The 24200-nt window shown below is 55.4% G+C and carries 23 protein-coding genes and 2 pseudogenes; 10 read left to right on the top strand and 15 right to left on the bottom strand.

Going from position 1 to position 24200, the window contains the following annotated elements; genetic code table 11:
* Genes VGC62_RS27065 through VGC62_RS27055 form a run of 3 tightly spaced genes read right to left on the bottom strand, consistent with a single transcriptional unit; the run spans position 1 to position 2634 of the window.
* Complete coding sequence (locus tag VGC62_RS27065; RefSeq protein WP_331190144.1) at positions 1-807, bottom strand: sugar phosphate isomerase/epimerase family protein; 807 nt, start codon at positions 805-807, stop codon at positions 1-3.
* A 16-nt stretch (positions 808-823) separates the two neighbouring features.
* On the bottom strand, positions 824-1624 hold the full coding sequence (locus tag VGC62_RS27060) for a sugar phosphate isomerase/epimerase family protein (RefSeq protein ID WP_331190143.1): 801 nt from the start codon (positions 1622-1624) through the stop codon (positions 824-826).
* Positions 1624-2634: an LLM class oxidoreductase gene (locus VGC62_RS27055; RefSeq protein WP_331190142.1), complete on the bottom strand. Its 1011-nt coding sequence runs from the start codon at positions 2632-2634 to the stop codon at positions 1624-1626. Before VGC62_RS27055 ends, VGC62_RS27060 begins: the two co-directional genes overlap by 1 nt.
* 156 nt (positions 2635-2790) lie before the next feature.
* Between VGC62_RS27055 and VGC62_RS27050 the strand changes: the two genes are divergently transcribed.
* A complete protein-coding gene (locus VGC62_RS27050; protein WP_331190141.1) occupies positions 2791-3672 on the top strand; it encodes a LysR family transcriptional regulator in 882 nt (293 codons plus the stop codon).
* A 15-nt stretch (positions 3673-3687) separates the two neighbouring features.
* Here the strand turns inward: VGC62_RS27050 and VGC62_RS27045 are convergent.
* Both VGC62_RS27045 and VGC62_RS27040 read right to left on the bottom strand, forming a co-directional pair.
* A pseudogene (locus tag VGC62_RS27045) lies at positions 3688-3963 on the bottom strand (dioxygenase); the annotation flags it as partial.
* Positions 3964-4039: 76 nt separating this feature from the next.
* Positions 4040-4987, bottom strand: coding sequence for an alpha/beta hydrolase (locus VGC62_RS27040; RefSeq protein WP_331190202.1), 948 nt, complete (start codon positions 4985-4987; stop codon positions 4040-4042).
* Positions 4988-5168: 181 nt separating this feature from the next.
* On the opposite strand from VGC62_RS27040, the gene VGC62_RS27035 reads away from it, so the two are divergent.
* Entirely contained in the window at positions 5169-6077 is a 909-nt protein-coding gene (locus tag VGC62_RS27035) for a LysR family transcriptional regulator (protein WP_331190140.1), read from the top strand.
* A 139-nt stretch (positions 6078-6216) separates the two neighbouring features.
* Positions 6217-7011 carry an SDR family oxidoreductase gene (locus VGC62_RS27030; RefSeq protein WP_331190139.1) on the top strand — a complete coding sequence of 265 codons (795 nt, stop codon included), beginning with the start codon at positions 6217-6219 and terminating at the stop codon, positions 7009-7011.
* Between the two features lie 422 nt (positions 7012-7433).
* Here the strand turns inward: VGC62_RS27030 and VGC62_RS27025 are convergent, their stop codons facing one another.
* Positions 7434-8018 (bottom strand): carboxymuconolactone decarboxylase, encoded by a 585-nt coding sequence (locus VGC62_RS27025; protein WP_331190138.1) that lies wholly within the window; start codon positions 8016-8018, stop codon positions 7434-7436.
* A gap of 126 nt (positions 8019-8144) precedes the next feature.
* Complete coding sequence (locus VGC62_RS27020) at positions 8145-9512, bottom strand: MFS transporter (RefSeq protein ID WP_331190137.1); 1368 nt, start codon at positions 9510-9512, stop codon at positions 8145-8147.
* 104 nt (positions 9513-9616) lie between these two features.
* On the opposite strand from VGC62_RS27020, the gene VGC62_RS27015 reads away from it, so the two are divergent.
* Positions 9617-10492 (top strand): LysR family transcriptional regulator, encoded by an 876-nt coding sequence (locus VGC62_RS27015; protein WP_331190136.1) that lies wholly within the window; start codon positions 9617-9619, stop codon positions 10490-10492.
* Between the two features lie 72 nt (positions 10493-10564).
* On the opposite strand, the gene VGC62_RS27010 is transcribed toward VGC62_RS27015, so the two are convergent.
* The 3 genes from VGC62_RS27010 to VGC62_RS27000 form a co-directional block, all read right to left on the bottom strand.
* On the bottom strand, positions 10565-11179 hold the full coding sequence (locus VGC62_RS27010) for a nitroreductase family protein (RefSeq protein WP_331190135.1): 615 nt from the start codon (positions 11177-11179) through the stop codon (positions 10565-10567).
* Between the two features lie 78 nt (positions 11180-11257).
* Complete coding sequence (locus VGC62_RS27005; protein WP_331190134.1) at positions 11258-11611, bottom strand: hypothetical protein; 354 nt, start codon at positions 11609-11611, stop codon at positions 11258-11260.
* 87 nt (positions 11612-11698) lie between these two features.
* On the bottom strand, positions 11699-11896 hold the full coding sequence (locus VGC62_RS27000) for a tautomerase family protein (RefSeq protein ID WP_020291262.1): 198 nt from the start codon (positions 11894-11896) through the stop codon (positions 11699-11701).
* Between the two features lie 141 nt (positions 11897-12037).
* Between VGC62_RS27000 and VGC62_RS26995 the strand changes: the two genes are divergently transcribed.
* Positions 12038-12940 (top strand): LysR family transcriptional regulator, encoded by a 903-nt coding sequence (locus tag VGC62_RS26995; RefSeq protein ID WP_331190133.1) that lies wholly within the window; start codon positions 12038-12040, stop codon positions 12938-12940.
* Positions 12941-13361: 421 nt separating this feature from the next.
* On the opposite strand, the gene VGC62_RS27870 is transcribed toward VGC62_RS26995, so the two are convergent.
* The gene (locus VGC62_RS27870) at positions 13362-13562 is read right to left on the bottom strand and encodes a helix-turn-helix domain-containing protein (RefSeq protein WP_414705855.1); all 201 of its coding nucleotides are present in this window, start codon (positions 13560-13562) and stop codon (positions 13362-13364) included.
* Positions 13563-13569: 7 nt separating this feature from the next.
* Here VGC62_RS27870 and VGC62_RS26990 point away from each other — a divergent pair, with 7 nt between their 5' ends.
* Together VGC62_RS26990 and VGC62_RS26985 are read left to right on the top strand one after the other, a co-directional pair.
* Positions 13570-13731 (top strand): hypothetical protein, encoded by a 162-nt coding sequence (locus VGC62_RS26990; protein WP_331190205.1) that lies wholly within the window; start codon positions 13570-13572, stop codon positions 13729-13731.
* Between the two features lie 3 nt (positions 13732-13734).
* Positions 13735-13905, top strand: a pseudogene (locus VGC62_RS26985) (flavin reductase family protein); the annotation flags it as partial.
* A 289-nt stretch (positions 13906-14194) separates the two neighbouring features.
* Here VGC62_RS26985 and VGC62_RS26980 read toward each other — a convergent pair.
* The 3 genes from VGC62_RS26980 to VGC62_RS26970 are packed head-to-tail and all read right to left on the bottom strand — an operon-like array spanning position 14195 to position 16747.
* Positions 14195-14659 carry a DUF411 domain-containing protein gene (locus tag VGC62_RS26980; protein ID WP_331190132.1) on the bottom strand — a complete coding sequence of 155 codons (465 nt, stop codon included), beginning with the start codon at positions 14657-14659 and terminating at the stop codon, positions 14195-14197.
* Positions 14640-16076, bottom strand: coding sequence for a heavy metal sensor histidine kinase (locus VGC62_RS26975; RefSeq protein WP_331190131.1), 1437 nt, complete (start codon positions 16074-16076; stop codon positions 14640-14642). The genes VGC62_RS26980 and VGC62_RS26975 overlap by 20 nt, the downstream gene beginning before the upstream one ends.
* The gene (locus VGC62_RS26970) at positions 16073-16747 is read right to left on the bottom strand and encodes a heavy metal response regulator transcription factor (protein ID WP_331190130.1); all 675 of its coding nucleotides are present in this window, start codon (positions 16745-16747) and stop codon (positions 16073-16075) included. Before VGC62_RS26970 ends, VGC62_RS26975 begins: the two co-directional genes overlap by 4 nt.
* 487 nt (positions 16748-17234) lie before the next feature.
* On the opposite strand from VGC62_RS26970, the gene VGC62_RS26965 reads away from it, so the two are divergent.
* The 3 genes from VGC62_RS26965 (at position 17235) to VGC62_RS26955 (ending at position 22996) form a co-directional block, all read left to right on the top strand.
* Complete coding sequence (locus VGC62_RS26965; protein ID WP_331190201.1) at positions 17235-18461, top strand: TolC family protein; 1227 nt, start codon at positions 17235-17237, stop codon at positions 18459-18461.
* Positions 18462-18526: 65 nt separating this feature from the next.
* Positions 18527-19831: an efflux RND transporter periplasmic adaptor subunit gene (locus tag VGC62_RS26960; protein ID WP_331190129.1), complete on the top strand. Its 1305-nt coding sequence runs from the start codon at positions 18527-18529 to the stop codon at positions 19829-19831.
* Between the two features lie 24 nt (positions 19832-19855).
* Complete coding sequence (locus VGC62_RS26955; RefSeq protein WP_331190128.1) at positions 19856-22996, top strand: CusA/CzcA family heavy metal efflux RND transporter; 3141 nt, start codon at positions 19856-19858, stop codon at positions 22994-22996.
* A 52-nt stretch (positions 22997-23048) separates the two neighbouring features.
* On the opposite strand, the gene VGC62_RS26950 is transcribed toward VGC62_RS26955, so the two are convergent.
* On the bottom strand, positions 23049-23966 hold the full coding sequence (locus tag VGC62_RS26950) for a cation diffusion facilitator family transporter (protein WP_331190127.1): 918 nt from the start codon (positions 23964-23966) through the stop codon (positions 23049-23051).
* Positions 23967-24200 lie beyond the last annotated feature (234 nt).

The raw sequence follows: 24200 nt of genomic DNA, 5'->3' as shown, positions 1-24200 counted from the left end.
CTATTTCAGCGGGAATGCGGCCCAGTTCGGATGGGCTTCCAGGCGTCGGTCAATATCTCGAAGTGCTGTCAGGCAGCGCTGCAGCTTCAGATAAATATCTCCACCGTAATCCCAGCCAAGCACGCCAATGCTGCCGGTATAACCAACGCGATCAAGTGCTGCGACCAACGCGAAGTTATCCATTTCGCCCCGGTCCACCGGCTCCATGGTGGCGACACCGCCCCAGCCCAGTTGTGACAGTGCGCTCCCGGAGATCACCACTTGCATGAGCCAGGGCTTCATCGCCTGCAGGCATTTTTCAAGTCCACCTTCCTGGCTGGCGTACCAGTGATAGCCATTGAACGACGCACCGAGTCTTGGGTGGTTGAAGTGCTCGCAGATTTGCACAACCTGGGTGGTGGTCTGGGTAACATGGTGCAGATGGGGATAGAGCGCGATGCGTAGCCCGCGGCGCTCGGCAACGGGCAGTATCGACTCGATAAAGCCTAGGATTGCGTCACTGCCGTTCACTGAAGTTTGTACGGCCAGCTCGATAAGCTCTACGCCCTCGACGGTTTCCATGATGCGCCGCAGCACGGCGTCATTACGGCCTTCATGTAGCACCAGGTAAAGCGCATCAACCTTCAGGCCGTAGTTGTCTTTCACGCTGGGCAGTAAGGTCAGATCGGTCAGCGGCGTGCCTCCCCAGGCTGAAACGGTGATTGCGTCATAGCCCAGTTCTGCCAGCATTTCGCACTGTGTCTGGAACTCGTAGACCCCCATCGATGAATAGAAAAACGAGTCCAGTGCATGGATTGGATGAGCCATCAATCGTCTCCGGCCCCTAGTAGGGCAAAGTGTTCAAGACTGCCCATTCGGGGTGGGCGGCCAAGCGTTGCTCCATGGAGCGCAATGCCGTCATTGATCGGCGCAGGTTGCCATACACATCGCCGCCCATGCTTTCCCAGCCCAGAACACCAACACGCCCATCAAAACCACGACGTTCCAGAGCACCGAGCAATACGAAGTTATCCATTTCACCCTCGTCCAAAGTCTCGATAGTTGCCAGCCCACCCCATCCCAATGGCGAACGTCGGCAGCCAGCGATATTGACCTGATTGAGCCACGGCCAGACCGCGTCGAGTCTTTTCTCCAGCGCCTTCTCTTGATTGGCGTACCAGTGATAACCGTTGAAGACGATGCTCAGGTGTGGGTGCTTGAATTCTTCGCACAGGGCTACAGCTTCTGAGGTCGTTTGCATGCCGTACCGGGCATGCGGATACAAAGCGATGTTCAGTCCGCGGCGCTCGCAGATGGGCAGCAAGTGCTCCAGCATTCTGCGGTCCATATCGGTGACTTCTTCGCCCGAGTGCAGGGCCAGTTCAATGGTCGAACAGCCCTCGATGGATTCAAAGACGTTAGTCACGAAAGATTCCAGACCTGGACGATAGATCAGGTAGACGGCGCCTACATCCAGCCCCCATTGGGGTTTGATGAGAGGGATCGATTTCAGATCCTTGCTCCACGCCGACATGGTGAGGCCCTGATAGTCGAGCTCAGCCAGCATCTCGCACTGAGCCGACAGCGGATAAGTGCCTAGTGTGGTCTGAAAGATGAAGTCCATATGGTGAACAGGCCGTTTCATCAATGCATCTCCGCTTTCGATGGAGTCGGTAAGGACAGGCTTGGAAATACAGGCAAAAGGTATTCGCCCAGCTCATCGATGACTTGCGCCGCATCGCGCCGCTGAGGCTTGAAGTGCAACGCAACGTGCCCGACGCCCTGATCCCGCTGGCGCTTCCAGAGTTCGATCAGTGCGTTACGACCTGCGCGCAACACTCGTCCCGGTTGCACGGGACAATTCGGATCACGATCCAGGTCGAACAGGGTGCCGTAGCCGTACGGCTTGTAGCCGTTGGCCCCGCAGGCGGTACGCCAGCGATCGATGGTTTGTGGCACAAGTGCAGGGTTTGAGATGTAAGACAAAATGCCGTCGGTGTGTTCGGCTATCCACTCGAGCGACTGCCCCGACTGACCAATGACAATGTTCGGAATGCGTGAGCCTACGGGCTTGGGGATCAGGTCTATCGACCCATCGAGCTGCCCGTAAAATTGTGACGAGTGCCTCGTCCAATGCTGCTCAGTTGTCGCACGAATGAGCGCCAATGCATCGCGAAAGCGTTCGGCACGACTCGCGAAATCAATGCCAAATGCCGGGTATTCGACAGGTCGATCGCCGGTAGCGAGACCCAGAATAAACCGTCCGCCCAGTAGCTGATCAATACTGGCTGCCTGCTTGGCAACGATCAGCGGGTCGCGCAATGGAAGAACGATACCGGCAGTACCAATCGTGATTTGCCTGGTAATGGCAGCTAGATAGCTGGCGTAGACCATGGGGTCGAGTATCTGCCCGACGTCGCCGAAGTTTGGATCGTAGAACGGAACATCACGCAACCAGATTGCTGCAAACCCGGCATCGTCAACCTTGCGCGCCAACTCGGCATGCTCCGCCATGGTTGGGCCAGGGCTGTCGGGATAACTCTCCAGAGGAGCAATGAAGCCAAAGGTCAACTGACCAGGCTGAAAGACGCGTGAATATCCGGGGTGTTGCTCAAGTTCTGGGGGCAGTCTGTCGGGCGGGCGTGTGGAGGTCATCGAAAAGTATCTCGTATAAATGGATGCAGCGGCGCATCCAGATTCAACGGCGTTAATTCGCTTTGACGCAAACTATAAGCGGGATGCCTTGAAAGAAAAATAGGATAGAATTCCGATCATTTCGGAATAAAACGCTTGCATGGGGAGGGCTCGGACATGGATCACTTTGGCGCGCTCAGCGCATTCGTTCAGGCCGCACAAACACGCAGCTTCACCGAGGCGGGTCGTAGAACAGGGGTGTCGTCATCGGCAGTGGGCAAGGCTGTTGCACGATTGGAGCAAGACCTGGGTGTGAGGCTGTTTCATCGTTCGACGCGGGCCATCACGCTGACCGCCGAGGGCGGTCTGTTTCTGGAACGCTGTAACCGGATTTTTGCTGAGTTCGAAGTCGCCAAGCGCGAACTCACTCAGGCCGCTGGCAAGCCCCAAGGGAGATTAAGAGTGGGGCTGCCGCAGTTGGGTATGAGCCTGATGGCGCACTTGATTGCTTTTCAGCAGGCTTATCCTGAGGTTGAACTTGAGCTTGAGTTCAGCGACAGGCTGGTCAATGTGATCGAGGAGGGGTTTGATGCTGTCGTGCGCATCGGTGAGGTGGAGGATTCACGACTTACCAGGCGCAGGCTCAATGGTTACAGCCATCGGTTGGTGGCTTCTGCTTCATACCTTTCGGATCGAGGCATTCCTGCTCGGCCGTCCGACCTTTCCAGCCATTCCTGCTTACGTTATCGATACCCCACCAGCGGGAAACTGGATCCTTGGCCGCTTGTCGTGAAAGGCGCCTCAGTCAGTATTGACGTACCAACATCGGCGACAGCCAACGCCGTTGAGCCATTGCTGGCTATGGCCATGGCGGGTCTGGGCATTGCCTGCCTACCCGATTTTTTTGTAGAGGACGCCATTGCCGAAGGGCGGTTAACGCCTGTGCTGGAGCGCTATGTTCACGACCATCGCACCATCAGTATTCTCTGGCCCTCCAGCCGTCAGCCGTTACCGAAAATCAGGGCCTTCGTAGAGTTCATGGCGTTGCGTCTGGTCTAGATATCCATCGGCGCTCATATGACTCGCTAACTCAGGTGCGCCTGGCGCTGGATACGACAACTTATACAACTCGTCCGGAAAGCCGCCAAAGCCGTGAATGGTGTTAGGTGCGGTGCTCGTTGTAACGCTGACTTCACCTCGGGTCATCCAGAGTGGCAAGAAGATGACGATGGCGTCAGGTTTTGGCAGTTCGCGGCCGAGTTCGGCCAGCTTTTTGCTCGCCAGACCGGGCTCGATTGTGAACGTTGCAGCACCATGAGACACAAACAGCAGTGGCGATGAAGTCATCAGCCGGATAAAAGGAGCGCTGTATCAGGGGTGTCCACACTCACAAAAATCAGGAGCACGGTCACCCATCGAGTCATGGTTATTGCAAAAAGCTGCGCAGGTCTGCCGCAAATTTCTCCGGGTTCTTGAACGCCAGGAAATGGTCGCCTTGCTCGGCCTTGGTGTACACATAAAGCACCGAGTCCTGAATAACCGAACTCATCCAGCGCTGGCTCTCCAGCCAGTCGCTGTACTCGCCTGTGAAGATCGCAGTCGGCACATTGATCTTTGACCGAATCACGTCTCGCCAGTCGTTGGTTGCGTGATCGAAAAGCACCTGTGCGGTGAATGCCATGTCATCTTTGACCACTTCTTGCACGAGGCTGATGACGTTGTGGAACCAGGGCGAGTCCATGGCCATTGCTCGCTCGACAACCCGGCTTCCGGAAACGAGCATATTGGTCGCGGTGCCTTGCGCATAGGATGCAATCATTCGCTCTGGCGACGTTGTGAACGCGCCCGCCTCCAGCCGCTCTTGCTCCGTCCAGTCGGCGTGACAATAAATCGATGGTGCCTGATCAATGATGCTCAGTGTGCGAATGCCTTGGGTGCCGAACAGATCAATATAGGCCCACATCACAGATGCCCCCATGGACCACCCGCAGTAGTTGGCCTGCGACACACCCAAATGATCGGCAAACTCCTTCACGTCCATGGCGTACCGGGAAATGCGATTACCAAAGGTGACCCGTTCAGAAAGGCCCTGGTTTCTCACGTCCAGCACATACACATGGTAGTGCTTGCTCAAAATGTGCATCAGGTGGAAGTACATCGCACCGTTGGCAGACCAGCCGGGGATAAAAATCAACGGTTGTCCAGCGCCGGCTTCCCAATAGCTGAGGTTGACGGCATCGCTTGTGGTGAAGCTGCTTATCTTCAGATCAGTAAAGTCCGAAGTGCGAAAGGGCTGACCAATGATCTCATGAGGGAAGTAAAAATCTTCATCGAGGACAGTGTTGAGAGGTACAGCTTTCAATGGGTATTTCAAGAAGGAACGCCTGCGATTTGAAATGGCGATGGACAAGTCTTGGCATCAATCTCGGCCTTTCTAAGGCCGTGTGATGTTGATCCTCGCCCGCGGGTATAAGTGATATGGGTCCAGAATAGGGCTTGAACGGTATTGGGATAAATACTCAAAATGAGGCGACATTCGAAACGGATCATTTTCAATGGATCGGCTAAGCAGTATGGCGGCGTTCGTCAAGGCAGTTGAGATGGGCTCGTTCAGTGCTGCCGGGGATTCAATGCAGATGTCCGCGCAGTTGATTGGCAAGCATGTGCATCATCTGGAACAGCATCTGGGCGTGCGGTTGTTGAATCGCACGACCAGGCGACAAAGCCTCACCGACTTCGGTCGTGAGTTTTATGAGCGCTGCAAGATCATCCTTGCGCAAGTCGAAACCGCTGAAAATATGGCGGCTGAGACTCAGGCAACGCCCACGGGGCGGCTTCGGGTGAACGCGCCGGTCAGTTTCGGGATGCAGTCTCTGGCGCCTCGATTGCCGGGGTTCATGAAGGCCAACCCCATGATCAGTGTCGAGTTGACGCTGGCCAACCGCGCGGTTGACGTTATCGACGAAGGGTTCGACGTGGTCTTTAGAGTGGGTCAGCTTTCCGACAGTGGCCTGGTTGCTCGTCCCTTGGCGCCTTATCAGTTGATTCTGTGCGCAGCGCCATCCTATCTGCGGGATAAGCCCGCTATCAAAACCCCGTGGGACCTGCAGGATCACGAGTGCCTGGGCTTTTCTCACACAGAATTAAGGACCCATTGGACGTTCGATGGGCCAGAAGGCAAGGTGATCGTTCCTGTTAACAGCCGGCTGATGGCTGATCACGGTGAGCCACTTCTGTGCGCGGCACTGGCGGGGCTGGGTATATTGCTCCAGCCGGTAGAATTGGTGCGTCAGTCACTGCTGGTCGGCGATCTGGTTCCGCTGCTTGCGACTTATCCCATCCCTTCACGGCCCCTGCATGTCCTGTACGCGCCTGACCCCCGGTTAACCCCCAAACTGCGCAGTTTTCTGGATTTTGCGCTGATGACATTTGGTCCCGATGCGGTGAATCCTCAACTGTTTTGAAACGCTGCGTTTTGAATGCATCTTCAGTACCGACATTTATCCCGAGGCTTTAACGCTTTAGAGTGATTGATTGCTTCTATATATGCTGTGGAAGCCCAATAGGGTGGGTTGTGCCCACCCGATCGTGATGGAGTAAAAGATGAACATTCAGTTGAATTCCAAACGTGCGCTGGTGACTGCATCGACCTGCGGAATTGGTTTCGCGATTGCCAAAGGGCTCGCTGAGGCTGGGGCAGAAGTGGTGATCAATGGCCGCAGTGACGGTTCTGTAAACGATGCGGTCGCCAAACTAGCCAGTGCTGTGCCGGGTGCCACAATCACTGGCGTGGCCGCAGATCTGAGTTCTCCAAATGGCGTTGAAAAACTGGTGCAGGGCGCTGGGCATATCGACATCCTGGTGAACAATGCGGGTATCTATGGCCCCCAGGATTTCTTTGAAACTGACGATGACGTCTGGGACAGCTATTGGCAGACCAATGTCATGTCAGGTGTGCGTCTGAGTCGTGCGCTGCTGCCGGCAATGATGGGCAAGAACTGGGGCAGGGTAGTGTTTGTGTCCTCTGAGTCTGCACGCAATATCCCGGCAGACATGATTCACTATGGCGTATCCAAAACAGCTCAATTGGCATTGGCGCGTGGTCTGGCCAAGCGCGTCGCCGGCAGCGGTGTGACCGTCAATAGCGTACTGCCAGGGCCGACATTGTCCGATGGCGTTGCAGCGATGATGCAGAGCGAAGTAGAGCGCACTGGCAAATCCCTTGAGGAGGTCGCGAAGGCTTTCATCATGGAGCATCGCCCCAGCTCGATCATCCAGCGCGCTGCAACCGTCGAAGAAGTCGCGAACATGATCGTCTATGTTTGCTCGCATCAGGCATCAGCCACCACGGGCGCAGCGCTCAGGGTTGATGGTGGTGTGGTCGATGACATTGTTTGACCTCATCGGTTGATGTGTACTTGGCATAATCGATAGACGGGTTTTAGCGACTTCAACGTCCATCCTTGACTGTTGGAGTTACTCGATGGGATCGGTGGCAGAGTTGCCATTGATCCTTTCATGTGCTGACGAATCTGCTATTTCAGAGCGTGACCCTGAAACTGAACTCATTTATCGATCTTGGGCGGTGGATTCATATGAAAGTTGTAGTGGAGGGGGCAAAAGCCAGTTTGTATCTTGATCACGCGGCGAAACCAGCACTCCTGGTGAGCAATCTCAAATATGGTATCTGGATCGAGTCCGGGACCGTCGCGCATTTCAAGAACTTGAAAGTGACTCATGGGGGATAGCTTGTAGGATCGCTGTCGCGCTGTAGTACACACGGCGATAATGCCGCCGTGTGTGTAGAGGGCGGATCAGTTTCAGCCTTTGATCCAGTTCCCATCCGCTTGGGCGTCAACGGCGATATCGAAGGTCTGGATGTAGCCTGACAACATCCGATAATAACCAATGACAATAATTGCATCGCTCAACTCCTGGAGCGAGAAGTGCTGCAAGGCATGCTTGAAGAGTACCCCCGGGGCCTTGCCTTTTTCGATAATGGCGTGGCCAAACCGGAGCAGGACGCGCTCGTCCTCTTTGAAAGCTGCGGCATCATCCAGGCAGCCTTCTGCTATGGCGACGAACTGATCAGGACGAACGCCCGCAACTTGAGCGATGGAAACATGTTGCTCCCATTCGTAGGCGACGTTCTCATGCGCAGCCAACAGCAAAACCATCATCTCCTTATGGTAATCGGAGAGGGTGAGGTCCCTGAATATTGCGTTGGTCAGATCGATGACCGGAATAAATGCTCCGGGGCTGTAACCCAGCATTCGAAAGAAGTTAACCTTCGTTGGCAGCCTCTCAAACTTTTCCCGTACCTGATCAGGCAGTTTCGTAAAGTCGGGATACTCGATTTCTACTTTTGAACTGATGTTGCCATTGGATTCGGTTGGGTTGGCCATACGGCTCTCCTTTAGAGTCGATCTGATGTTCGTGAGGTTTCGTCCTGCGTGGTTGCGCGAGCTATGCCGTGGTTCTCATTTTGTTTCTCCATGACGTTCTTTGAGGGTAATTTCTCAAAGAGATATTCAGGTGCTGATCGTTAGTTTGGACGGGCGGCTGACCCAATGGCTCACGCCAAGACAGAACAGTAGAGCCAATGCACAGACGATCATTGCATTGGACAAACCATGAGAAAACGCGGTGGGTTCGGTGCTGGTAATCATTGCACCAAACACGGCAACACCAATCACGCCCCCCAACTGCCGTGCCGATGCCATCAAGCCGGATGCCATGCCAGCGTCATCCTTGGAGACAGATGACAACATTGAGTTAGTGATCGAGGGCACTGATGCTGCGCTGCCAATGCCCACAATCATCAAGGCAATGTTCAGGTACCAAAGCGAAGTGTCTGGAGTGACTCTGGACAGCGCCAGAAAGCCTATGACCTGAATCAAGAAACCGGTAGTGATGATGCGCGGCGCGCTCACGCGTTTGGCAATACGCGACGAGACCATGGTGGAAATGGTCAGCACTGCCGTCAGGGGGATAAATGCGAGGCCTGTTCTGAACGCGTCATAGTGCAGAAATGATTGGAAGTAGATGCTCAATACAAACACCGTTCCGTAGAAGGTGAGGTTGATCGCCGCGCCGGCCAACGCAGTGGTCGCCAATATTTTGTTTTTGGCCAGGCGCTCTGGCAACAGTGGGTGTTTTATCCGGCGTTCGATCACAACAAAGGCAATCGCGCACACCAAGGCGATTGCCATGGCCGAGACAGTTTCGGTAGCCCAGCCCTTGGCGCTCAACTCGGTCAGTGCGTAAGTCAGCGAGGCTAGACAAATGGCAATACTGATCTGTCCTGGTACATCGACTTTGTGATCAACGCGAGGAGATGCCGGGGCGTAGCGCATGACAAGTCCGATCGCCAGAATGCCGATAGGTACATTGATCAAAAAAACGCTGCGCCAGCCCAGGTACTCGATTAACAGGCCACCCATGACAGGCCCGGCAGCCAAGGCAATACCTCCACAGGCACCCCACATCGCTACGGCGGATCTACGTTTGTCTGGGTCCTCGAAAGCCAGTCGTATCAGTGTCAGAGACGTCGGGACCAATAGCGCGGCCCCGACACCCTGAACAATTCGCATGCCGATAAGCATGCTCATGCTGTTTGACAGACCACAGCCGATGGAGGCAACTGTGAAAATCGCAAAACCTGAAGCGAAGACCGTCTTGGCGCCGAACTTGTCGCCCCAGGCGCCACCGAGAATCAGCAGCGCGGAGAACGCCAGCGCGTAACTGTTGATGACCCATTGCAGGCCAGTGAGGTTTGTGTCGAAAGCCGTTTTCAGTGTACCCAGGCCGACGTTCACTACGCTGACGTCAAGCTGGACCACGAGGAATCCTAAGCAGGCCGCGATGTGTATTGCAGCCAGGGATGTGGTTTTTGACATGGTTTTAATAGTCGCAATGCTGTGGCAGTGGGGGAAAGTATCGGTTGACAGTCCATGCGTAAATACTAAAATCCGCAGGCACTCAATGCATATTTGCATGGCTTATGAACTGGGAAGATCTTCAATTCTTTTTAACAATCGCCCGGTCAGGTAGTTTGTCGGGCGCGGCACGCGTATTAGGCGTCAATCAAGCCACCGTCAGTCGGCGTCTGGCTTCGTTGGAAGCCCAACTCAATGTCCGTTTAGTGGATCGGCTAGCGCGCGAGTCACGCCTCACGCTTATAGGTCAACAAATACTCCTGGATGCTTTGGATATTGAAGCGAAGTCGTTTGCCATAGAACGCAAGTGCTTGACGTCCAGTACAGCCGTGAGGGCAAAGGTTTCTATTACGGCACCTCCCATTCTTGCCAGGCACTTTCTGGCACCAAACATCGCCAAACTGGCGCGTCTCTACCCACAGGTGCAACTGACCATTCTGAGCGAGTCTCATGTCGCCTCATTGTCGCGACTGGAGGCGGACCTGGCGTTGCGATTATCTCCACCCATCGAAGATACAGACATCATCAAGAAGGTGGGGCAGATGCGCTTCGCACTCTATGCAGGGCAAGACTACCCTTATGCGCACGATGAGCAGCAGTGGGCGTTTGTTGGCTATACCGACCGCCAAGCTGATTTTGCCCATAAACGTTGGCTTTACGATGTCATTGGCTCAAGGCGTGTGGCTTGCGAACTCTCGGAGTTGAGTCATCAATACGAAGCTGCTTGCACAGGAATCGGTGTGGCAGGTTTACCCTGCTTTATCGGCGATCCCGACCCCCGCCTGACCAGGCTTGAGAGTCACCTCCCCATGCTCAATCTCGACATTTGGGTCGCTATGCACCCGGATAGTCGCAACGACCCAGTGGTCCGTCATACCTCGCAGACTATCGCGCAGTTACTTGAGCCATATGGCCTGGGTTTGCCTTCGAGCCGCAAGTAGTGCGTTTCGGGGTTCCCGGACCCCAGCAAACCCATGCAAGAGCGAAACGCCGACAACGTCGGCGCATTGTTGCTAGATGAACTCAAGCACTTCGCGAACGGCTTTACGTGGCTTTTGCGGCCAGTTGCTCTCGCCCGGATAACCGACGGTCACCAGCATGACCGGAATCTCGGTAGCCGAAAGATCGAATGCACTCGCGACTGCCGCCTGATCGAAGCCGATCATTGGGGTCGAATCAAGACCCTGGCCTTTGGCAGCAAGCATCAGCGTCATGGCGGCGAGTGAACCTGAGCGAATGGCTTCGTCGCGTCGCAGTTGCGGATTTTCAGAGTACATACCCTGAGCTGCGCCCACCCACATGTCGTAAATCGACTTGTCGATGATGCCGGCATCCATTGACGGTTTCAGGGACGCTGGGATCGTTTCATGCGGATTCAGGGTGCCGCAAATAATGAACGTTACCGCTGAATCCATCACCTTCTGTTGGCCGTATGCCAATGGCAGCAAACGTGTTTTTGCTTCCTCGCTGCGCACGGCGATGAATCGCCAGTTTTGAAGGTTGAATGCGGAAGGCGCGTGTGTCGCCAGATCAATCAGATCAGCGATCTCTTGATCTGACAATTTGCGCTCAGTGTCGTAGTTGTTGGCGGAAATTCGGGACTTAATAACGTCAGCAATGGCGGACATGGTGCTCTCTGTGCAGTAAAAGGGGGAAATAAGCGCAGCCCCATTTTTTTGCAGTCGAGTCTGCGCGGATCAAATCAGTTAGCGGCTGAAGCCGTCGAACGGCGTCATGTACACAGCACCGAACGGATCCAGACGTTTACGGATCTCGGCATCAGGCGTGCCGTACACGACCAGGCTGGTAATGGTGCACAGTTCGAGGAAGCGTTTGCCGAACGGAGCGAAGGTCGTGTCTACGTGGCTGACCACGGATTCGACGTTGTAGCGCTCAAGAATATGCGCAACGCTTTGATCTTCGTTGACGCTGTACTCATAAACCAATGTGCCCGGCTCTTGCTTGGTGGCGACAACGATCTTGGCGATCAGCGCTTTGAACTCTGGAAAGTCACCGGGTTTGATCGCAAGGGAGAACAGGCAGGAAATATATGGATGCATGGGGGTCTCTTCCATCGTCGGCGTCAGAGGACGCCAGGTGAGGATGCATCGCTGATCCAGCCGATGCATTCGATGCGGTGTTCAGGCTCAGGACTTCTCGGGAGCTTCACCGAACAACTTGCCCGAACCTGCCCAATCTGATGGCGCTACGTCTTCGAAAATAACATAGATGTATTCGGCTGGGGTGCCGGTGTTTTTGACGATGCTTTCGGTAATTTCAGCAGCGACGGTGGCTTTCTGAGCGTGCTCTTTACCTTCGAACCAGCTAACGCGGACTACGGGCATGATGTATTCCTCTTGGGATAAAAACTCGGGTCTGAAGTGATCAGTCCGTGACATACAGCAATGCTAGAGTAGAAGCGTCTGGCGATAAACTGCCTAAAACTATAAAGTGGGTAGACTTATTGTCTACTTATTTAGGCCGTTATGATCCCCATAGACTCGTTCCAAGGCGTCATCACCTTCGTCGTGGCTGCGCGCTCGAACAGCTTTACCGAGGCGGCCGGGCGACTTGGGATTTCGAAGTCTGCCGTTGGCAAGTCAATTGCTCGTCTTGAGGGACGCTTGGGGGTGCAGCTGTTTCATCGATCCACTCGTCGCATCTCCCTGACTGCTGATGGCGATGCCTATTTCATCGCCTGCTCAAACGCACTCGAAGAAATCGGCGCTGCAGAGAGCGGACTGGGTCCGGGAACCCGCGAGCCTTCCGGACGATTGCGCGTAGACATGCCCGTCGCATTCGGGCGCCGGGTCGTCGCGCCCTTGTTATTTGAAATCGCTGACAAGTATCCCTCGCTGCAGTTGAACATGACTTTTTCTGACCACCTGGTCGATCCGATAGAGGAGGGCATCGACCTGCTGGTTCGTTTTGGAGAACTCAAAGATACCAACGGCCTGGTTGCCCGCCGCCTTGCACGACAACGCTGGGCTATCTGTGCAGCGCCGAGTTACCTGGACCGTTTCGGCGTACCTGACACGTTGGAAGATCTGAATCGTCACCACTGCATCGTCGGGCATCGACGGGGGCAGCCGCTCTCCTGGCGAGTCAGGGAAGGGCAAGAAACCGTTCGTTATGTGCCACCTTCAACCCACCAGATAGGCGACGGCGAGGCCATGATCCTCGCAGCCGTGGCCGGCATTGGCCTGTGCCAGATGCCGCGCTGCCTCTTCAAGGACGATATTGACGCAGGCAGGCTGGCAGAGGTGCTGGGAGACTATGAGCCGGAGCCGGTTGAGGTCCATGCCGTATGGCCCAAGGTTTCCCACTTGCGGCCCAAGGTGAGGTACGTGGTCGATGAGTTGGTACGGTTGTGTGAGCACTGGCAGTAGCCTCAACGGAAGGACATAGCGCCCGGCTTTCATCTGTGGACATAGATTCTACATACTTGATCCTGAACGATTATTTATCGAGCCACGTTTCCACTATAGGATTGTGGCGCGCGGTCTGATGCCCACATTCGATCGAGGCGAGCAGCCACCGTAAGCCGATAAGTCATCGAAGAAGACCTCCATGAAAAACACGAACACTTGCGGTTACACCAGCCCGGCAAAATGGCTGTATTGAGGCATGGCATGGCGTTGCTTTGGATTTGTAGTTGGGGAGTGGGCATTCTGGCGACCCACTGGCGACCCACTGGCTTGACCTGCGTGGATGCTCAAGGTCGGGAAGTCGAGCGACCTGCTGGTCTCGATGGACGCACACGGCGCGCATCAATCCTGTTTTCTGAACTTCTCCAGCGAGGGATCGGGCTCAGGGGGTCAGAAACTTGCTCGTGCTACGGCGCGCTTCGCGGGGAGGGTGGCCATAATATTTCTTGAATGCTGTCGAAAAACTGGCCTGGTTGCTGTAGCCAATAGCCTTGGCGACTTCAGAGGCTGATACCCCGTCCTTTATCAGCAAGTTCATGGCATGCGCCATTCGTTGGCGCAGTCCATAGTCGAATACCGTCATGCCATAGATGGCTTTACGTTGTGCGCAGAACCTGCGTGAGTTCCGCAAGGATTCGCTCAAGCACTACAGCGCCGACATCGTCTATGAACTGGAGCGTGCCGGCGAGAGCTTCAAGGTCCAGCAGCAAGCTGGTTCGCTTGATCAACTCCGACGATGCCCTGGCCGGTAACATTGCCGGATTACCCAAGCTCACGAAGTGGGCTCACACACGATTTTCTATTGTGAAATCCTCGACCTGTGCATAGGCGGCTCCCAAGAGGGGCTGGTGTATTTCAATCGCGCCTATCACCGTTTGGGTGAAGCCTCCTCAGCCCAGAAGCCCTATAAAGCTGTCGCCTCATAATTTCCGAGGCCGGTGTGCACTGCTCAACAAAAACTCCTTTGGTCAGGCCTGCTCAGCCTGGCTTTTTTTATCCAGCAGCATGCGATGGCGTGAATGTCTTGCCGTCCCTGCAAGCCAAGCCCAGACAACTTAAACGAATGCGGATCGCATTGGCGAGCGCCTCAAGCCCGTCCATGAAGTCAGCCACCTGACCATAGAATTTCGCACTGTCTCTGCAACCTGATTTTGATGATGGGCTCTGGGGCTGATCTATTGGTTTTTCGGTCAACCAGAGCCATAAAGGCGGAAGTTATCGGGCCGGATAGTCAGCTACGACTTCTTCGGCGCCAGATTTGGTCAGGCCGATGATTTGGTAGGCACTGCGACGGTTACCTGACTCCATGCCAGGTGATCCCATTGGCATGCCGGGTGCGGCGACGCCGATCAGATCCGTTCGCCGGGTCAGCTCGGCTATTTGTTCTACAGGCACATGACCCTCCACAAATTTCCCATTCACCACGCCGGTATGACAGGACCCCAGTTGTGCGGGCACACCGAGCTTTTCCTTCACCTCGCTCATGTTGTCTTCAAGGTGATCGACCACGGTATAGCCGTGCTCTTGCAAGTAAGCGATCCATTTGCTGCAGCACCCGCAGTTCGGGTCCCGATGAACGTCAATGGACAGCTGCGGGGCTGCCTGTAGAACAGGAGCGAAACCGATGATTACCGCAGTGGCGAGGATAAACGCTTGTTTTTTAACTGAAAGCAGGTGCATTGATCGTACTCGCAGATATTTTTTGGGAAAGAGGGTGGGGGAAATACAAAGTGAACGCAGTGAACTGACGCAGCTCGCTTTCAACCGCTACACGACCTCCATGCAGCGTCATGATAGAGCGGACGATGGCGAGCCCCAGTCCTGTGCCTCCTTGTTGGCGGGAACGACTGGGATGAACCCTGTAGAAACGATCAAACAATCGAGGTAAATGCTCGGTTTCAATCCCGTCGCCCTCATTGCGTACCGCCAGCGCTACTTCATCAGCATGCTCGACGAGCATTATCGTGACGGTGCTACCGGGAGTGCCATGCCGTATGGCATTAGAAAGTAGATTCGAAATCGCCCGCTGGATCATCAGCCTGTCGCCCTGGGCGCAACCGCTCCCCTGGATCTGTAAGAGCATAGCCTTCTCTTCAGCTGACGATGCAAACAGCTCGGCGACTTTTTGGGCTTCCTCATGAAGGTTCACAGGGCCAAACGCTAGTCGAGCCGATGGCTGACTCACGCTCGCCAGAAAAAGCATCTGGGACACCATGAGTGACAAGCGCTCCAGTTCCTCGGTACAGGACTCAAGGACCTTTTTGTACTCCTGCGGCGGCCGCTCTCTGGATAAGGTCACCTGAGCCTTGCCCATCAAATTGTTCATCGGGGAGCGCAGTTCATGTGCCAGGTCGTCCGAGAACTGCGTCAGTTGCTGAACATCGCCGTCCAGCCGATGGAGCATGAGATTGACGGCATGGGCCAGGTCACGCAGTTCGTCAGGCAGCCCTGTTACTTTCATCCGCAAGGAGAGATCCCGAGCGCAGACTCTTTCTGCAATCTTGCGGAACGCGCGCAGAGGTCTCAATCCGCGATGTACAACCCACCACCCACAGCCGCCCACCAGCAGCAAGATAAGAGGCAGTCCTATCAGTGTGGACTTCACAAAAGCGTTGAGTAATGTGACATCGCTCTTTCTATCCAGGGAAAGAATGATCAGGATTTGCTGGCCGCTAGTGAGGCGCACTTTCTTGTAAGCCACGAGAATTTCGTAACCCTCTGCAGATTTCAAACGCTGGAAGTCTTGCAAGGGCTCGTCAGTATCGGGTACAGGTAGCTCTAAACCCTCGTTGCTTCCCAGGTTCATCAAGCGTTTTCGCGGGGTGCCTGAGTCGAGGATCATAAGGGTGAAGTTATCGTGCCCAATGATCTGGTCACGCAGGTTGTGGGGGTGAAGCACAATATCGGCAGTCGAGGCCAGGCTCTCCTCCAGACTGTGTTCAATCTGTCCCAGCTTTTCATTCAGTCCATCTCTGGCTCTCACGTCCAACTGATGGGAGATGGTTGCATAGGCGAACGTCGCCATCACCAATACCAGCACGGCGCTCATGGCGGTTACCGTGAGGCCTAGCCTCATGGACAGGCGAGTCGGTTTCATCCCCGGACTTCCAGCACATAACCCACGCCGCGCAGGGTATGGATTAATTTATGCTCGAAAGGATCGTCGATTTTGGCGCGTAACCGACGGATCGAGACTTCAACGACGTTGGTGTCGCAATCAAAATTCATGTCCCACACCAGAGAGATGATCTGAGTGCGGGACATGACTTCTCCGCTATGGCGCATCAACAGATGCAGCAGGGCAAACTCCTTGGTCGTCAGGTCGATACGCTGGTTGCCTCTGAACGCTCTGTGTCGTCCCTGATCCAGCTCAAGGTCGCCTACGCGCAATACGTCAGGCAACCCGCTTTGTTCACTGCGACGCAGGAGGGTTCGCACTCGGGCCAGCAGCTCAGGGAATTCGAACGGCTTGACGAGATAGTCATCAGCGCCCATTTCCAGCCCCCTGACTTTCTCATCCAGGCGACCGCGAGCGGTGACCATCATGACCCGGGTATTATCGGTTTTCCTGAGCTTGGCTAATACTTCCCAGCCCTCCATTTCTGGCAGGTTCACATCCAGGATTATGATGTCGTAGGTCTGGTGCTGAGCCAGGTAGAGTCCGTCAAGTCCGGTGGCAGCCACATCCACGACATAGCCACTCTCTGTTAAACCTTGATGCATGTATTCGGCAGTTTTTGGCTCGTCCTCTACAACAAGGATTCGCATATGAATGTCCTGTTTCTATCGGTGGGGGAATGATCAACAAATTCTGTGAGGGTTAGCGTTTTGTTATTGAGTCTGGTGCGAGCCTCACAGCTCTCTGAATTTTCGGAGGATCTTGGAGCCTGTAGCCGCTTGAGGGTCAACCCACTCCTTTAAGAAAATCAGCTTTAAAGTTATGCCGCTCTGGATTTAAGAGATGAATCACATTTTTAATATGTCGTCGCAAATCAAGCGAAAAAGTATTGCGCATTATTTCTATAGCGAATGCAGATAATGGCGCCACGCATTGTAATGTGAAGAAGTATCCACTGACGCTCAATTACAGAATTGTAATGTTCCAGCAATCCCTCTGATAAGTCCTGTTGCATAAAGTCCCCGCATCAAACTCCAGCCCTCGGGGCGGGGTAATACCTGTTTTTGGTTGGGTGATTTATGCGACTGGAGAAGTGCGAACGTGCTTAGGTCTAGATTTTTTCCTGTGCCAGCCTCTGTGAGAATGAGCGTCCTATGCGCCCTGATGTTGCCTTTCGCCGTCCCCGGCGTTGTGGCTGCCCAGAGCTTAAGCTTGCCTGAGGCTATCGAGGCTGCATTTACGGAAAACCCCGAGCTTGCAGCGGCACGCTGGGAGATCGGCGTGGCCGAAGGTGACAGGCAACAGTCAGGTCTGTTTCCGAATCCCGAGTTGTCGTGGGAAGTGGAAGACACGCGTCGTAACACTAGCACGACGACGGTTATGCTCAGCCAGGCGCTGGAGTTGGGAGGCAAGCGAGGCGCTCGTATTGAGGTCGCGAGCCGGGGCCAGGATGCTGCGCAGTGGGAGCTTGAGCGCCGCGGTAACGAGTTGCGTGCCGAAGTCGTCCAGGCCTTTTTCACAGCTGTACGGGCTGACACAGGTCTGGATCTTGCGCGACAGTCCCAAGCGCTTGCCCAGCGTGGCGTAGAAGTGGCCGAAGGTCGTGTGCGTGCGGGGAAATCCTCTCCGGTCGAAGTGACCCGTGCTCAAGTGCAGTTGGCTGAAACTGACGTGCTGGTCCGGCGAGCCCAAACGTTGAAAGCCAACAGCTACCGTGACCTGGCCCGGACCACCGGATCGTCAACGTCATCATTTGATCGGTTGGAATATCGGGAACTCTCGCCAGGAAAATCTCCGCCAGCTGCGAAGATTTTCACTGCTATCAATCAGTCTGCCGAACTGCGTCTGGCGCAAGCCCAGATTGAGCAACGTGACGCGGCGTTGGGTTCTGAGCGAGCGCAACGCATCCCCGACCTCACCGTGAGCATCGGCAGTCAGTACAGTCGCGAGGACCGCGAGCGGGTCAACGTTGTCGGCATGTCCATGCCCCTTCCGCTGTTCAACAGAAACCAGGGAAATGTGCTCGCGGCGTCGCGGCGGGCCGATCAGGCCCGGGACTTACGCAACGCTGTAGAGCTCAGATTGCGTACCCAGACCCAGTCTGCACTCGATCAGTGGGCAACTGCCATGCGGGATGTGGAGTCGTTTGATCAAGTCATCCTGCCGTCGGCGAAAAGCGCTGTTGATGCGGCCACTCGTGGTTTCGAGATGGGCAAATTCGGCTTTCTGGAAGTTCTCGATGCGCAGCGCACGCTGATTGCGGCGCGTGGCCAATACCTCGAATCACTGGCCATGGCGACTGACGCCAGAGTGACCGTTGAGCGCATCTACGGCGATCTGAACCGGTTCACTACCCATCCTTAAACTCATTTTCTCGTACTTATTGGGCGTTCGTTGTGTACGCAACTACGTGATCGCCGGGAGCATCCATGGATAACAAACGGAGCATGACAACGGCCTTGGCTGTGGTCGCAATCATTGGCCTGGGGAGCCTGGCACTGGGTAATCAGGGTTTTCCTTCGGCGGCTGAGCCGAAGCCGACGAGCAAGGACGCTAAAGAATCACCGCACGAGCACTCGGAAGAAGAGGGGCAGGCGGGTGAGAGCGGGCACGGCGACAAAAAGGAGCACGCTGATAAAGACAGTGACGAAACTCACGGTGAAAAGGGCCACGGTAGCGATGCGTCAGATGAGTCCCATGCGCAAGAAGGAAAGCTTGCGCTCAGCGCTGAACAGATCAGCGCAGCCGGTATCGAGCTGGTTGTCGCCGTGCCCCGGGAGATGAGTACTTCCGTCACCTTTCCTGGTGAAATCCGCTTTGACGAAGACCGTACGACCCATGTGGTGCCCAGGGTCAGCGGTATCGTTGAGGAGGTGAAAGTTGACCTGGGCCAGGCCGTGAAAAGGGGCCAGGTGCTGGCGGTTATTGCGAGCCAGCAAATCTCCGATCAGCGCAGTGAGTTGAATGCCGCGCAGCGTCGTCTGGAGCTCGCACGTCTGACCATGCAGCGCGAGAAAAAACTCTGGGAAGACAAGATTTCCGCAGAGCAGGACTATCTGCTGGCCCGTCAGGCCTATCAGGAGGCTGACATCAGCTTCGCCAACGGCCGTCAGAAATTGAGCGCTATCGGCGCCAGCTTGAATCCGTCCGCGGGTAATCGTTACGAATTGATTGCTCCGTTCAACTCGGTGGTCATTGAAAAACATCTTGCGATTGGCGAAGTGGTCAATGAATCAAGCTCTGCTTTCACTCTCTCGGATTTGTCCAGGGTTTGGGCGACCTTTGGTGTGACGCCCAAGGATCTGAACAAAGTCGTGGTGGGCCGGGCGGTAACGGTCAGTGCCCCCGACCTTGATGCTCAAGTCGAAGGCCGCATCAGTTACGTAGGAAGCTTGCTTGGGGAGCAGACCCGAGCCGCTGCGGTACGCGTGGTGCTGGCCAACCCTGAAGGGGCATGGCGTCCAGGGCTGTTTGTCTCTGTTGATGTGACTGCAGACAAAGCCAACGCAGCTGTCAGCCTGCCTGAGTCCGCCATCCAGTCCATTGAAGACAAGACCTCGGTGTTTGTTCGTGATGCTGAAGGCTTTGAGCTGCGCCCGGTGAAAGTCGGCAGGCGCGACGGTGGCTATGTGGAAATCGTTCAAGGCTTGGCAGTTGGCACGCAAGTGGCCGCCGCTGGCAGTTTCATTCTCAAGTCCGAGCTGGGTAAAGGCTCCGCTGAGCATTCCCATTGATCTGCCCCGCACGAGTACAACGCCATGTTTGAACGGTTAATCCAATTCGCAATCGAACAACGCATCGTGGTGATGCTTGCTGTTTTGCTCATGGCTGGGCTTGGCATTGCCAGCTATCAGAAATTGCCCATCGATGCTGTACCTGACATCACTAACGTTCAGGTGCAGATCAATACGTCGGCTCCCGGCTTTTCGCCGCTGGAGACAGAACAACGGGTGACCTTTTCGATTGAAACGAGCATGGCGGGACTTCCCGGGCTGCAGCAGACCCGTTCTCTGTCGCGTTCGGGGCTGTCGCAGGTCACGGTGATTTTTGAAGATGGCACCGACCTGTTTTTTGCACGCCAGTTGGTGGGCGAGCGTCTGCAAATCGCCAAGGATCAGCTGCCTGAGGGCGTCGACGCCGTCATGGGGCCGATCTCCACCGGGCTCGGCGAGATTTTCCTGTGGACGGTTGAGGCCAGGGAGGGGGCGCTAAAAGAGGATGGAACGCCTTATACCCCAACCGATCTTCGGGTCATCCAGGACTGGATCATCAAGCCGCAACTGCGCAATGTGCCTGGCGTGGCCGAGATCAATACCATTGGTGGTTTCGCCAAGCAGTATCAGATCGCTCCAGATCCCAAGAAACTGGCGGCCTACAAGCTGACCTTGAACGACCTGGTGGCGGCCCTTGAGCGTAACAACGCGAATATTGGCGCAGGCTACATTGAGCGCGGCGGCGAGCAGTTACTGATTCGTGCTCCGGGCCAGCTCGGTACAGTCCAGGACATCGCCAACATCGTGATTGCCAACGTTCAGGGCACGCCTATTCGAGTCAGCAGCGTGGCAAATGTGGATATCGGTCAGGAGCTACGTTCGGGAGCTGCGACGGAAAATGGCCGTGAGGTGGTTCTCGGCACCGTGTTCATGCTGATCGGCGAAAACAGCCGCACGGTCTCGCAGGCTGTCGCCGCCAAGCTGGCGGATATCAATCGCTCGCTGCCCAAAGGGGTAGAAGCGATCACCGTTTACGACCGTACCAATCTCGTTGAAAAAGCCATCTCCACGGTGAAGAAGAACCTGATCGAAGGGGCCATTCTGGTTATCGCGATTCTGTTTCTTTTCCTCGGCAATATCCGTGCAGCGTTGATTACCGCGATGGTGATTCCGCTGGCAATGTTATTCACCTTCACCGGTATGTTCACCAACAAAGTCAGCGCCAATCTGATGAGCCTGGGCGCGCTGGACTTTGGCATCATCGTCGACGGTGCGGTGGTGATCGTCGAAAACGCGATCCGCAGGCTTGCCCACGCGCAGCACAAACACGGACGGATGTTGACCCGCTCGGAGCGTTTCCATGAGGTGTTTGCCGCCGCCAGAGAGGCGCGTCGACCGCTGATCTTCGGTCAGTTGATCATCATGGTGGTGTACCTGCCGATCTTCGCCTTGACGGGCGTCGAAGGCAAAATGTTCCACCCGATGGCATTTACCGTGGTGATAGCGCTACTGGGCGCCATGATCCTGTCGGTGACGTTCGTGCCGGCCGCCATCGCTATGTTCGTCACCGGCAAGGTCAAGGAAGAAGAGGGCGTGGTGATGCGCACGGCACGCCTGCGCTACGCACCTGTGCTGAAATGGGTGCTGGGGCATCGGTCGATAGCGTTTTCCATGGCGTTTGTGTTGATCGTCCTGTCCGGGTTTACGGCGAGTCGCATGGGCAGCGAGTTCATCCCCAGCTTGAGTGAAGGTGATTTTGCGCTGCAAGCGCTTCGGGTTCCTGGCACGAGCCTGAGCCAGTCGGTGGACATGCAGCAGCGTCTTGAAAAAGCCGTCATGGAAAAAATGCCGGAAGTGGAGCGTATGTTCGCCCGCACCGGCACGGCAGAAATCGCTGCCGACCCGATGCCACCGAATATCTCTGACAGCTACGTCATGCTCAAGCCGCAAAGCGAGTGGCCTGACCCGGGCAAGTCTCGGGAAACACTGATTGCCGAATTGCAACAGGCTGCCGCGACAGTACCCGGCAGTAACTACGAGCTGTCGCAGCCAATCCAGCTGCGCTTCAATGAGCTGGTTTCAGGGGTACGCAGCGACGTCGCGGTGAAAGTGTTTGGCGACGACATGGCTGTGCTGAACCAAACTGCGGCCAAAATTGCCGCGACCTTGCAGACGGTGCCCGGCTCCTCCGAGGTAAAGGTCGAACAAACCACTGGCTTGCCTGTGCTGACGATCAACATTGATCGCGACAAGGCAGCGCGATACGGCCTGAATGTTGGCGATGTTCAAGACGCTATTGCTATTGCCGTCGGCGGACGCCAGGCGGGCACACTGTACGAAGGCGATCGCCGGTTTGACATGGTGGTGCGCTTGTCTGAAGCACTAAGAACTGATGTGGCCGGGCTTTCCAGCCTGCTTATCCCGGTGCCTGCCACCGCAAGCAGCGCTAACCAGCAGATCAGCTTCATCTCCCTGTCCCAGGTGGCAAGTCTGGATTTGGTGCTGGGTCCGAACCAGATCAGTCGGGAGAACGGCAAGCGTTTGGTAATCGTCAGCGCCAACGTACGGGGTCGTGACCTCGGCTCATTCGTTCAGGAAGCGGGGGAGACGATCAACAGCAGTGTTCAGATTCCAGCGGGGTACTGGACAAATTGGGGTGGCCAGTTCGAGCAGCTACAGTCCGCCGCCAAGCGCCTGCAGATAGTGGTTCCAGTGGCGCTGCTGATGGTGCTGGCGCTGTTGTTCTTGATGTTCAACAACATGAAGGACGGTTTGCTGGTCTTTACAGGTATTCCATTCGCATTGACGGGTGGCGTCATGGCGCTTTGGCTGCGTGACATACCGCTGTCGATTTCAGCAGGCGTAGGCTTCATCGCATTGTCTGGGGTCGCCGTGCTGAACGGCTTGGTCATGATCTCTTTCATTCGCAACCTACGCCAAGAGGGGCGCTCGTTGGCGGATGCCATTAACGAGGGGGCTTTGACACGCTTGCGCCCCGTGTTGATGACTGCGCTGGTTGCTTCGCTTGGCTTTATCCCGATGGCATTGGCCACAGGCACCGGGGCTGAAGTGCAACGGCCACTGGCGACCGTTGTGATTGGCGGAATCCTTTCCTCTACTGCTCTGACACTGCTTGTACTTCCTGCGCTTTATCAATGGGCGCATCGCCGGGAAGAAGAGGTGTAGGGGCGTCTGCTCGTTGAGTCACCGCTCGCGGCAGGAAACCGCCGCGAGCGGTTCACGAATGATGCTCATGATCTGCATGTTCGTGCTCTTGATCGTGGAAACCATCATGCTCAAGTTGAATGGTGCAGTGAGCAATATCAAATTTCTCACTGACTGAGGTCGTTACCTGAGCCAGGATGTCTTGTCCGGTAAGCGATGTATGTGGAATCACCAGATGCACGCTCATCACGTTTTTACCGCTGGTAACCGACCAGACGTGCAGGTCATGGATCGCTTTGACCCCCTCAACCGCCACAATGGTTCGCTCGACCTCTTCCAGGTCAATCCCATTCGGAACACCCTCCAGAAGCACATTCATGCTTTCACGCAAGAGCGTCCAGGTTCTTGGCAATACCCACAAGCCAATGCCTGCCGCAACGAGCGAATCCACCCACGTCCAGCCGGTGAAGCGGATCACCAGTGCCGCAACAATGACACCTATCGATCCAAGCATGTCGCTCCAGACCTCCAGATACGCACCTTTTACGTTAAGACTTTCACCACTCGCCGCCCCCAATAGCCGCATTGAGACCAGGTTCACAACCAGCCCCAGAATGGCGATAACCAACATCCCTGTTGATTGAATAGGGGCAGGGCTCACGAGTCTTTGATAGGCCTCGTAAAGAATGTAGATAGCAACGAAGAAAAGAAGCATGGCGTTAAATGCCGAGGCCAGGATCTCGAATCGCGCATAACCAAATGTGCGGTTGCGATCCGCAGGCCGTTTTGCGATCTGCAACGCCATGAGCGATATCGCCAGCGCAGCTGAGTCGGTAAACATGTGTGCTGCGTCGGAGAGAAGTGCCAGACTTCCTGTGATCCATGCACCGATAATTTCCGCGATCATGAATCCGGTGGTCAGGCCCAGTGCTATCAGGAGTTTTTTCTCATGACCTGCACGTACTTGGCCATGGCTGTGACCTGAGCTCATTAGAGGGTCCTTTGGTAGGGGGAAATGAATAATAGAGGCTGTGTTAGGACACATTAGGCAGGCGGGACGTTCGCCACACAATCTATAAAAAACGCATCGAGTAGGAGGCGGATTTACATCCGCCGTCCTCTCACACCACCGTACGTACGGATCCGTATACGGCGGTTCAGGTCAGGCGGCTAAGCCGGTTTATCGTATCCAGTATTGAAACCAGCCCAAGTCCGTCCCAGAGTT

The organism is Pseudomonas sp. (assembly GCF_036404235.1).
Lineage (GTDB): Bacteria > Pseudomonadota > Gammaproteobacteria > Pseudomonadales > Pseudomonadaceae > Aquipseudomonas.
Note: the sequence above shows the minus strand (reverse complement) of the source record. Positions and strands in the feature narration are given on the sequence as shown.